The organism is Streptomyces sp. NPDC101490 (assembly GCF_044767145.1).
GTDB lineage: Bacteria > Actinomycetota > Actinomycetes > Streptomycetales > Streptomycetaceae > Streptomyces.
Genome location: NZ_JBIWNI010000003.1, coordinates 776258 through 787375, shown reverse-complemented (window position 1 = coordinate 787375; position 11118 = coordinate 776258). Strand labels below are relative to the sequence as shown.

Here is an 11118-nt window from a genome sequence, read left to right as displayed (position 1 = left end):
CGACGACGGGACGATCCCGCTCGTCTGGCTGATCGCGCAGTGGCCCGAGGACGAGGCCGAGCCGGTGAAGTACTGGATCTCGAACCTGCCCACGGGCATCCCCGCCAAGGACCTGGTCCGCCTCGCGAAGTCGAGATGGCGCATCGAGCACGACTACCGCGAACTCAAAACGAGCCTGGGCCTGGACCATTTCGAGGGCCGGTCGTTCACCGGCTGGCACCGCCACGTCACCCTCGTCACAGCCGCCCACCTGTTCCTGACCGAACAGCGGACCTGCCCAAAAGCCCCTGCCAGGGCCTGACCCTCTACCAGGCCCTGGACCTCCTCCAACACCTGCTGGCCACCTGGACCGGAACCTGCCCCACCTGCCGACAAACCACCCCATGGCAGCCCTACGACACCACCTAACAAAGCACTACTAGGGCGTCCGCGACGGGGAGTCCGGCTCCTCCACCGACAGCCGCCGGGCCGTCCGCTCCGCCGTTCCACGGGCCCACTTCCCGCTGGTCAGCGCCCCCGCGACGAACACCACGAGCCCGCACGCCGTCACCACCCAGTACCCAGACCGGGCCGCCGCCGCGAAGTCGGACAGGGAGCCTCCGCCACGGGTCCCCGCCGCCAGCAGCGCGCCCACGACCGCCACTCCCAGCGTCTGCCCCACCTGTCTGCTCGTCGAGGCCACCGCCGACGCCACCCCCGCCTGTGCCAGGGGCATCCCGGAGACGGCCGTGTTGGTGATGGGCGTGTTGACCAGACCGAAGCCGATGCCGAACACCACGTACCCGGTGAAGAGCAGCGCATCGTCCGTCTCCGCCCCGAAGGCCGCGAAGAGCAGCGCCCCGGCGGTCATCGCGGCTCCGGAGAACAGCAGCGGGAGCCGTGGCCCCCGCGCCCCCGTCAGACGCCCGGACAGCGGCGCGAAGACCAGGGTCATCCCCGCCATCGGCAGCATGAACAGGCCCGCCCGCAGCGGTGTGAGGCCGCGCACGTCCTGGAGGTACAGGGTGTTCAGGAAGAGGAAGCCGCCGAGGGCCGCGAAGGCGGCGACCGCGATCACCGTGGCCCCGCTGAACGGCGCGCTGCGGAAGAACCGCAGATCGATCAGGGGCTCGCGGCGCCGGGGCTCGTAGAAGAGCAGTCCGGCGAGCGCCCCCGCCGCGATCCCGGCGAACAGCGGGTCGGTCTCGATGATCGCGTACGTGAGCGAGCCGAGGAGCGCCGCCACCAGGAGCTGCCCGACGGGGTCGGGCCGCCGGGGCCGGGGCGCCCGGGACTCGGGGACGTACCGCAGGGTGAGGAGCAGGGCGACCAAGGCCACCGGCAGGTTGATCCAGAAGATCGCCCGCCAGCCGACGGTCTCCACGAGCACTCCGCCCACCAGCGGTCCCGCGGCCATGGACACACCGACGACCCCGCCCCAGACACCGATGGCACGCGCGCGTTCGGCGGGTTCCGTGAAGGTGTTGGTGATGATCGACATGGCGACCGGGTTGAGCATCGAGCCGCCGACCGCCTGGAGCGCGCGGAAGGCGATCAGGGCCTCCAGGTTCGGCGCGAGGGAGCAGAGCAGGGAGCCGAGCGCGAAGACGACGAGTCCGGTGACGAAGACCTTGCGGCGGCCGATGCGGTCGGCCGTGGAACCGGCGAGCATCAGGAGGGAGGCGAGGACCAGCGTGTACGCGTCGATCGTCCACTGGAGTCCGGAGACGGAGGCGCCCAGATCGCGCCGGATGGACGGCAGGGCGACGTTGAGCACGGTGTTGTCCAGGCTGACGATGAGCAGGCTCATGCAGCAGACGGCCAGGACGAGCAGTTGCCTGCGCCGGGGGAGCGGTGAGCGTGTGAGCTCGGGCATGTGCGGATAGTACGGCCGACCCCCGACCGGCGCAGTGCGCGACAATGGCGCCATGACCGCGTTCTCCCCCCTTGCCATCGGGCCGCACATCGTGCAGCCGCCGGTGGTGCTCGCCCCCATGGCCGGCATCACCAACGCCCCCTTCCGGACCCTCTGCCGCGAGTACAGCGGCGGCAAGGGGCTGTTCGTGAGCGAGATGATCACGACCCGCGCCCTGGTCGAGCGCAACGAGAAGACGATGCAGCTCATCCGCTTCGACGCGACCGAGCGCCCCCGCTCGATCCAGCTGTACGGGGTGGATCCGGTGACGGTCGGCAAGGCCGTGCGGATGATCGTGGACGAGGACCTCGCCGACCACATCGACCTGAACTTCGGCTGCCCGGTCCCGAAGGTGACCCGGAAGGGCGGCGGCTCGGCGCTGCCCTACAAGCGGCCGTTGCTGCGGGCGATCCTGCACGAGGCGGTGTCCAACGCGGGCGACCTGCCGGTGACCATGAAGATGCGCAAGGGCATCGACGACGACCACATCACCTATCTCGACGCGGGCCGGATCGCGGTCGAGGAGGGTGTCACGGCCATCGCCCTGCACGGCAGGACGGCGGCGCAGCACTACGGCGGTACGGCGGACTGGGACGCGATCGCGCGCCTCAAGGAGCACGTGCCCGAGATCCCGGTGCTCGGCAACGGTGACATCTGGTCCGCCGACGACGCCCTGCGGATGATGCGGGAGACGGGCTGTGACGGCGTGGTCGTGGGGCGGGGCTGCCTGGGCCGCCCGTGGCTCTTCGGCGACCTGGTGGCGGGCTTCGAGGGCACCGACGCCTACGCCCAGCCGGAGCTCCGGGAGGTCGCGGACGCGATGGTGCGGCACGCGCGGCTGCTCGGGGAGTGGCTGGGTGACGAGGCACGCGGTGTCATCGACTTCCGCAAGCATGTGGCCTGGTACCTGAAGGGCTTCTCGGTGGGCTCCGAGATGCGCAAGAAGCTGGCGATCACCTCCTCCCTGGACGAGCTGAGCGCTCAGTTGAGCGAGCTGGACCTGGACCAGCCGTGGCCGGTGGGTGCCGACGGCCCTCGGGGCCGTACGTCCGGAAACAACCGTGTTGTCCTGCCGGATGGCTGGTTGAAGGACCCGTACGACTGTGCGGGCGTGAGCGAAGAGGCCGAGCTGGACACGTCCGGCGGCTGAGATCGGACCATCCCGGGGGAGTGATCCTCGCCACCCTTGAGGGGGGTGGTGCTCAGATGAGCAGGTTACGCAAGACTGTACTCCCTGAAGGGTGGCACCGGGTGCCACCCTTTTTGCGTTCAAGAAGTGAACACAGATGCTCGAATGTGTGCTCATGTGAGCGACTTGTCTCTGTGGGGAGTCATGTCGCCTTCGGGGCCTGAAAGCGGAAGCTACCGGTCGGTTACTTTCGAAGTGCTGGCGGACGGGTGGTTAAGGCCACGTGACCGCTAGGCGTACCTCCCCAGAAGCCTTCGATCTGGGTATGTTCCTCGCCGTCAGGGCAGCCAACCGAGTCATCGAGGAGTCGGGACCCGTGTCGGAAAACAATGATCAGAAGTTCGTGTACGACTTCACCGAGGGCAACAGGGACCTGAAGGACCTGCTCGGTGGCAAGGGCGCGAACCTGGCCGAGATGACCAACCTCGGCCTGCCGGTCCCTCCCGGGTTCACGATCACCACCGAGGCGTGCAAGGTCTACCTCGAGAGCGGCTCGGAACCGGCCGCGCTGCGCGACGAGGTGAGCGCGCACCTCGACGCCCTGGAACGGCGGATGGGCAAGCGGCTCGGCCAGGCGGACGACCCGCTCCTGGTCTCCGTCCGCTCAGGAGCCAAGTTCTCCATGCCGGGCATGATGGACACCGTCCTCAACATCGGCCTCTCCGACGAGTCCGTCGCCGGGCTCGCCCGCCAGGCCGGCAACGAGCGCTTCGCCTGGGACTCGTACCGCCGTCTCATCCAGATGTTCGGCAAGACCGTCCTCGGCGTCGACGGCGAACTGTTCGAGGAGGCCCTCGACGAGGCCAAGGCCGCCAAGGGGGTCGCCAGCGACACCGACCTCGGCGCCGCCGACCTCCAGCGGGTCGTCGAGCACTTCAAGAAGATCGTGGAGACCGGGACCGGCCGCGACTTCCCCCAGGACCCGCGCGAGCAGATGGACCTCGCCATCCAGGCCGTCTTCAACTCCTGGAACACCGACCGGGCCAAGCTGTACCGCCGCCAGGAGCGCATCCCCGGCGACCTCGGCACCGCCGTCAACATCTGCTCGATGGTCTTCGGCAACCTCGGCCCCGACTCCGGCACCGGCGTCGCCTTCACCCGCGACCCCGCCTCCGGCCACGAGGGCGTCTACGGCGACTACCTCCAGAACGCGCAGGGCGAGGACGTCGTCGCGGGCATCCGCAACACCGTGCCGCTGGCCGACCTGGAGTCGATCGACAAGGCGTCGTACGACCAGCTCATGGAGATCATGAACACGCTGGAGACCCACTACAAGGATCTCTGCGACATCGAGTTCACCATCGAGCGCGGCCACCTCTGGATGCTCCAGACCCGGGTCGGCAAGCGCACCGCCGGCGCCGCCTTCCGCATCGCCACCCAGCTCGTGGACCAGGGCCTCATCGACGAGGCCGAGGCGCTCCAGCGCGTCAACGGCGCCCAGCTCGCCCAGCTGATGTTCCCCAAGTTCGACGAGGCCGCCAAGGCCGACCAGATCGGGCGCGGCATCGCCGCCTCCCCGGGCGCCGCCGTCGGCAAGGCCGTCTTCGACTCGTACACCGCCGTCAAGTGGTCCCGCTCCGGCGAGAAGGTCATCCTGATCCGCCGCGAGACCAACCCGGACGACCTGGACGGCATGATCGCCGCCGAGGGCATCCTGACCTCGCGCGGCGGCAAGACCTCGCACGCCGCCGTCGTCGCCCGGGGCATGGGCAAGACCTGTGTCTGCGGCGCCGAGGAGCTGGAGGTCGACACCAAGCGCCGCCGGATGACCACGGCCGACGGCCGGGTCGTCGAGGAGGGCGACGTCGTCTCCATCGACGGCTCCACCGGCAAGGTCTACCTCGGTGAGGTGCCCGTCGTGCCGTCCCCGGTCGTCGAGTACTTCGAGGGCCGGATGCACGCCGGGGCCGACGACGCCGACGAACTCGTCCAGGCCGTCCACCGGATCATGGCCTACGCCGACCGCGTCCGCAGGCTGCGGGTCCGGGCCAACGCCGACAACGCCGAGGACGCCAACCGCGCCCGCCGCTTCGGAGCCCAGGGCATCGGCCTCTGCCGCACCGAGCACATGTTCCTCGGCGAGCGCCGCCAGTACGTCGAGCGCCTGATCCTCGCCGACACGGACACCGAGCGCGACGAGGCCCTCGAAGCCCTGCTCCCGCTCCAGAAGACGGACTTCGTGGAGCTGTTCGAGGCCATGGACGGGCTGCCCGTCACGGTCCGGCTGCTCGACCCGCCGCTGCACGAGTTCCTGCCCGACATCACCGAGCTGTCGGTCCGGGTCGCCCTCGCCGAGTCCCGCAAGGAGCCGCACGAGAACGACCTGCGCCTGCTCCAGGCCGTCCACCGGCTGCACGAGCAGAACCCGATGCTGGGACTGCGCGGCGTCCGCCTCGGCCTGGTCATCCCCGGCCTGTTCACCATGCAGGTCCGGGCCATCGCCGAGGCCACCGCCCAGCGCGTCGACGCCAAGGGCGACCCCCGCGTCGAGATCATGATCCCGCTGGTCGGCACGGTCCAGGAGCTGGAGATCGTCCGCGAGGAGGCCGAGCAGGTCATCGCCGAGGTACGGGCCCGCACCGGCGTCGACCTCAAGCTCGCCCTCGGCACCATGATCGAGCTGCCGCGCGCCGCCGTGACCGCCGGACAGATCGCCGAGGCCGCCGAGTTCTTCTCCTTCGGCACCAACGACCTGACCCAGACGGTGTGGGGCTTCTCCCGCGACGACGTGGAGGCCTCCTTCTTCACCGCCTACCTGGAGAAGGGCATCTTCGGCGTCAGCCCCTTCGAGACCATCGACAAGGACGGCGTCGGCGCCCTGGTCCGCAGCGCCGTCGAGGCGGGCCGCGCCACCCGCCCCGACATCAAGCTCGGTGTCTGCGGCGAGCACGGCGGCGACCCGGAGTCGGTGCACTTCTTCCACGAGGTCGGCCTGGACTACGTCTCCTGCTCGCCCTTCCGCATCCCGGTGGCGCGCCTGGAGGCGGGCCGCGCGGCGGCCGAGGCGAAGGGCAGCGACAGCCGCTGAACCCGGGCGCCCGGCGCCCCCGCGGGACCCCCGGTGCCGCCCCCGCCGCCTCCACCCTCACCGGCGGGCGGCGGCACCGGAACCACAGGACGGGACGGACACCTCAGTGCGGAGGTGTCCGTCCCGTCGTCCGTCCGCGTCGCCTGTCCCGCCTCGCACCCGTCGTCCGTCCCGCCGTCGCACCCGTCGCACGGCGCCGTCCGCGTCGTCCGTCCCCGTCGTCCGTCCCGCCGTCGCACCCGCCGCGATTCCCGCCGTCCGTCCGGGAGGCCGCGCGGTGCGGGTGCGGGGCGGTGCGGGTGCGGTGCGGGTGCGGTGCGGCGGCGGGGCCGTACGAATCCCGTATGGGCGCCGTACGGAAGCCATTCGCGCGGTCGTGAGTCGGTGTTCAATTTCGGCCGTTTGAATTATTCGTTGTTGAACTTCTTCGTGTGTGGCCGAAAAGAAGCGAAGAGGCGTGAAGCGGTACGGAGAATGGGGCGGGCGCGACCCCCGGATCCCCACCCGGAGGCCGCGCCCTTTACTGGTGCCGGGCAGGTGAGCCGTAACCTCGCCGACCGCCGCCGGACGGACTAAGCCCCCCACGGTCTTGGTCCGTCACCTCGGTCCTGAAGGTTTCCTGCCCGACCCGTACAGCTTTTCGTTTCCGCCCTGATCGCCGCGATGCTTTTCAACTGTGGCTGAAACACCCTGGTAACGTGCTGTGATGCTGTGCATACTCGTTGTCGGGGGTGGTTGATCGTGCACAGGTGGGGACGTCATGCTGCGGATTCATTTCACCGGAATCGACTTGGCGGGGGTGCGGACGGCCGCCCGGCCGGACGTTCTATGGGAAACGATTCTGAGTTTTCATCGTTTACGGGACCGGCGCGGCCCTGTGGTCTACGGGGAATGGCGCTCCGAAACACGGATGCGGCTCGGCGGTGAGACCCGCATCCTCGCGGCGCTCGTACCCGGCCGTGGATATTTCCCCGACTTCCTGACACCTGCGGAAGGCATCCAGGGACTCGACGAGGGACTCCAGGCGATCCGGGCCACCGATCCCCTGCGGCTCCACGACGAACTCGCCCTGCTCGCCGCCGACCGCTCCGGCGGCCGGACCGTGCCGCACTCGCTGCGCGCCCTCGCCGACGGCGCCGCCCAGCCCTTCGACCGGCTCGTGGGGGCCCTGCGGAGCTATCACCGGGCGGCCGTCGAGCCGTACTGGCCGCGCATCCGCGCCAGCGTCGAGGCCGACCGGGCACGCCGGGGCCGCGCCCTCCTGGACGGCGGCGCCGAGGAACTCCTCGACTCGCTGCCGCCGATGCTGCGCTGGCGCGCACCCGTCCTGGAGGCCGACTACCCGGTCGACCGGGACGTCCACCTGGACGGGCGGGGGCTGCTGCTCCAGCCCTCGTACTTCTGCCGGGGGACGCCCGTCGTGCTGCGCGATCCCGCGCTGCCGCCGGTCCTCGTCTACCCGGTCACGCACGGCGAGGCGCCGACCGTCCGCCCGCCCGGCGGCACCTCGCTCGGCAAGCTGGTCGGACAGACCCGCTCGGTGGTCCTGCACGCCATCGGCGACGGTGGCACGACGAGCGAACTGGCCCGCAGGGCCGGGGTGTCCCTGGCCTCCGCGAGCCAGCACGCGGGCGTCCTGCGCGAGGCCGGGCTCATCGCGACCCTGCGCAACGGCAACGCGGTCCTGCACACCCTGACACCGCTGGGCGCCGCCCTCCTCGGCGGCGCCCAGCGGTCGGCGGACGGGCGGTGCTACGCCCGGACGGGCCGGTGACACGGGCACCCGCGCACGGGGGCGCGCGGTGACGCGACGGCCACCGTCCCGGGCGTCATGGATCAGCTGCGGAACGGGCCCTTGACCTCGTACGTGATGCCACCGGAGGAGCTGCCGACGGTGCCGCGCTGACTGGAGAAGTACAGCCGCCCGCCGTCGGGGGAGAAGGCCGGGCCGGTGATCTCCGAGCCGGACTGGCCGCTGATCCGCAGGAACGGCGCGACGACGTCGTCCGGGGTGATGAGGCAGATCTCCATGCTGCCGCCGTCCTCCGCGACGAACAGGTCCCCGGAGGCGCTGCCGGTGATGTTGTCGACGCCGGTCAGTGGGGCGGCGCCGCCGGGGACCAGCGAGTCGTCGTAGGCCAGCTCGTAGGTGCCCGCGGCGAGGTTCACCTGCCAGACCCGGTTGTCGCCCTTGGTGGTGAACCAGACGGTGTCGTCCGCGTAGTGGCAGCCCTCGCCGCCGTTGAAGCGCTTGGCGCCCGGGACCTGGTTGCGGGTGGTGGTCGGGGAGCCGTCCGGGTCCGGCACGTTCTGCCAGGTGAAGCCGCCCGAGGTGGCGGTGGACGCCTTGAGGACCTGGAGGGTGCCCGCCGAAAGGTCGCCCCAGGTGGTGGGGAGGAAGCGGTAGAAGCAGCCGTCGGTCTCGTCCTCGGTCAGGTAGACCGCCTTGCGGACCGGGTCGGCGGCGGCGGCCTCGTGCTTGAACCGGCCCATCGCGTCCCGGCGGTACGCGGTGCCGCCCCACGGGTTCGACTCGTAGACGTAGCCGAGGGACACCTCCTCGCAGGAGAGCCAGGTGTTCCACGGGGTGGCGCCGCCCGCGCAGTTCTGCCGGGTGCCGGAGAGGACGCGGTACGCGCCGGTGACCGTGCCCGCCGCGTCGAAGCGCACCGCGCTCGCCCCGCCGCCCGGGTTGACCTCCGAGTTCGACACGTAGATCCAGCCGGTGCCGTCGGCGAAGCAGGCGCCGCCGTCGGGGGCGCTGTGCCAGCTGTACGAGGTGCCGGGGACCGGCTGTCCGGACCGGGCGATCACCCGGCTGGTGAACCCGGCGGGCAGCAGGATGCCGTTGGCGTCGGCCGCGCCCAGCGCCCCGTAGGGGCCCGCGCCCGGCTGGGCGGGGGCGGCGAACGCCGCCCCGTGCCACAGGCTGCCGCCGAAGACGGCGGCCGAGGTGCCGATGACCGCTCCACGCAGGAAACCGCGTCGCTCCACGTCTCACTCCCGGGAAAGGATGGTGATCCGCCCCGCCGCGCCGGTCGGGCGACGGGGTCGCGCGTCTCCGGAACCTAGGAGTACGGAGTTGACTGCGCGTCAACGAGCGGTGAAGCGGAGACGGCGCGCACCGGGCGGGGGCGCCTCCGGCCGAGGCCGGAGGGGCGCCCGGCGGCACCGTGCGTCCCCCGCTGTCGGTGCCACCCGTTAGCTTCGGACCATGTCGATCTCCGCGCATCTGCTCGACTCGCTCCGGCTGCCGGAGGGGCGGGCACTGGTCCAGGGTTCCGTCTGGGAGAGCCGGTCGGGGCGTCCGCCCCGCGCCCTGCTGCTCCACGGCGACGACCTGGAGGTCCACGAACTGGACGCCCTGTTCGGCGGGGAGCAGGCGCCCGCCGCCGTCTTCCCGCTGCCCTGGCCGGACTTCGCCCGGGGCGGGGGGTCGGTGAGCCCCGACGGGAGCTTCGCCGTGTTCGCCGGACAGCGGGCGGTACGGGCGGTGACCGCCGACGGCGAGACGCTCTGGGAGTACGAGCACACCTGCTGGGGTTCCCCGCTCGGCCATCCGCATCCGGCGGCCGGGCGGGGCCCCTGCCAGGGCTACGAGCACGGCTCCTGCCGGGTCTCCGACGACGGCCGGTTCGTCTGGGCGCACGTCCTGGCCCCGGGAGAGGAGTACCAGGAGGTCTGGTCGGTCCTGGACGCGCGGGACGGCCGGGAGCTCGCCCGGATTCCGCTCGGTGACAGCGAGGCGTCCGGTTCGCAGCACTTCTCCCACCCCGACGGCGTCCACATGGGGCTCTGCGTCGGCATGGGCCAGGACGGCGTCCTGCTGTTCTGGGCGCGCTGGGACGGCACCCGGCCGACCGTGTGGGACCTCGACGGGGCCCTCGACCGCATCCTCGTGGACGTCCACCCGGCGCACGGGGGCTTCCTCACCGTCGAGCACTACGGCTCCGACCTGCGGCTGCACGCCCTGGACGGTACGGTCCTCGCCGCGCGCGACCCGCTCCCGGCGGCGGAGGGGGCCGACGCGGACGAGCTGCCGTGGGACCACGCGCCCGGCTTCGTCGACGCGGACACGGTCGTCGTCTCCACGGGCGTCGAGTACGACGTGGACGACTCGGGCCCCCGGCACTGGCTCCTCGACGCCCGCACCCTGGAGATACGGGGCCCCGTCACGTACCCCGGCGGCCCCGTCGACAGCCCGGTCCGCCCGCTCGGTGACGGGAGCTGGCTCACGTACGACGCGGAGGCGGACGGCGGGACGCTCAGCCGGTGGACGGCCGAGGGCGACCGGACGGGCGGCTGAGCGGGGACGGAGGGACGGGCGGGGGTGACCGGACCGGCGGCGGAAGGAGGCCGGGGAAGGGGCCGGGCGGGAGACCGGACCGGCGGCTGGGCCGGGTAGGAGCCGGATGGCTCCGGACGGGGCCTCGCGGGCGGTGGGCCCGGGGACCTTCGGCACTTGGGGGGCGGGCGAGCGGCGGGGACACTGGGGGCATGCGTGCCACCCGGGACATCCGCGACCGTGCCGATCTCGACGTGCTCCTGCGCCACTTCTACACCGCCGCCTTCGCCGATCCCCTCATCGGGCCCTTCTTCACGGAGGTCGCCGGGACGGACCTGGAGGCCCATCTGCCGCACATCACCGACTTCTGGGAGCGGGCCCTCCTGCGGAGCGCCCCGTACCGGCGTGACGCCTTCGCCCCGCACGGCGCCCTGCACTCCGCACGGCCGCTGACCGCCGCCCACTTCGGCCGCTGGACGCAGCTGTGGCGGGCGAGCGTCGACGGGCTGTACGCCGGGCCGCTCGCCGACCGGGCCAAGGCGCAGGGCGAGCGGATCGCCCTCGCGCTGCTGCGGCGGCTCGCCGGGCCCGACGCGGTGGCGGGGGCGGCGACCGGCGGCGGGTCCGGTGGATTCATCCCCTTGGCCGCTTTCGAGCTGCGCACCGCCTCCTGAGCGGAAAAAGATCTCGGGAGAGCGATGAGTTCGGGGCGCGGTACCCGT

8 protein-coding genes are annotated in these 11118 nt (G+C 71.7%); 6 read left to right on the top strand and 2 right to left on the bottom strand.

The window, feature by feature from the left end; genetic code table 11:
• On the top strand, positions 1–301 hold a 301-nt coding region (locus tag ACIRQY_RS11205; protein WP_403923838.1), incomplete at its 5' end, for a transposase.
• A 117-nt stretch (positions 302–418) separates the two neighbouring features.
• Here the strand turns inward: ACIRQY_RS11205 and ACIRQY_RS11200 are convergent.
• Entirely contained in the window at positions 419–1855 is a 1437-nt protein-coding gene (locus ACIRQY_RS11200) for an MFS transporter (RefSeq protein ID WP_403923835.1), read from the bottom strand.
• 52 nt (positions 1856–1907) lie between these two features.
• Here ACIRQY_RS11200 and dusB point away from each other — a divergent pair, with 52 nt between their 5' ends.
• From dusB to ACIRQY_RS11185, 3 genes are all read left to right on the top strand, one after another.
• Positions 1908–3044: a tRNA dihydrouridine synthase DusB gene (gene dusB, locus ACIRQY_RS11195; protein WP_351789285.1), complete on the top strand. Its 1137-nt coding sequence runs from the start codon at positions 1908–1910 to the stop codon at positions 3042–3044.
• Positions 3045–3399: 355 nt separating this feature from the next.
• Entirely contained in the window at positions 3400–6111 is a 2712-nt protein-coding gene (gene ppdK / locus ACIRQY_RS11190) for a pyruvate, phosphate dikinase (protein ID WP_403923832.1), read from the top strand.
• Positions 6112–6871: 760 nt separating this feature from the next.
• A complete protein-coding gene (locus tag ACIRQY_RS11185) occupies positions 6872–7885 on the top strand; it encodes a helix-turn-helix domain-containing protein (protein WP_403923829.1) in 1014 nt (337 codons plus the stop codon).
• Positions 7886–7947: 62 nt separating this feature from the next.
• On the opposite strand, the gene ACIRQY_RS11180 is transcribed toward ACIRQY_RS11185, so the two are convergent.
• Positions 7948–9105 carry an alkaline phosphatase PhoX gene (locus ACIRQY_RS11180; protein ID WP_403923826.1) on the bottom strand — a complete coding sequence of 386 codons (1158 nt, stop codon included), beginning with the start codon at positions 9103–9105 and terminating at the stop codon, positions 7948–7950.
• Between the two features lie 220 nt (positions 9106–9325).
• Here ACIRQY_RS11180 and ACIRQY_RS11175 point away from each other — a divergent pair, with 220 nt between their 5' ends.
• Positions 9326–10417, top strand: coding sequence for a hypothetical protein (locus tag ACIRQY_RS11175; RefSeq protein WP_403923823.1), 1092 nt, complete (start codon positions 9326–9328; stop codon positions 10415–10417).
• Between the two features lie 191 nt (positions 10418–10608).
• Entirely contained in the window at positions 10609–11070 is a 462-nt protein-coding gene (locus ACIRQY_RS11170) for a group III truncated hemoglobin (RefSeq protein WP_403923821.1), read from the top strand.
• Positions 11071–11118 lie beyond the last annotated feature (48 nt).

Excerpts from the sequence above, each read along its gene's own strand:
- ACIRQY_RS11200 (WP_403923835.1), bottom strand. The coding sequence starts at position 1,855 with ATGCCCGAGCTCACACGCTCACCGCTCCCCCGGCGCAGGCAACTGCTC.
- dusB (WP_351789285.1), top strand. The coding sequence starts at position 1,908 with ATGACCGCGTTCTCCCCCCTTGCCATCGGGCCGCACATCGTGCAGCCG.
- ACIRQY_RS11185 (WP_403923829.1), top strand. The coding sequence starts at position 6,872 with ATGCTGCGGATTCATTTCACCGGAATCGACTTGGCGGGGGTGCGGACG.
- ACIRQY_RS11175 (WP_403923823.1), top strand. The coding sequence starts at position 9,326 with ATGTCGATCTCCGCGCATCTGCTCGACTCGCTCCGGCTGCCGGAGGGG.
- ACIRQY_RS11170 (WP_403923821.1), top strand. The coding sequence starts at position 10,609 with ATGCGTGCCACCCGGGACATCCGCGACCGTGCCGATCTCGACGTGCTC.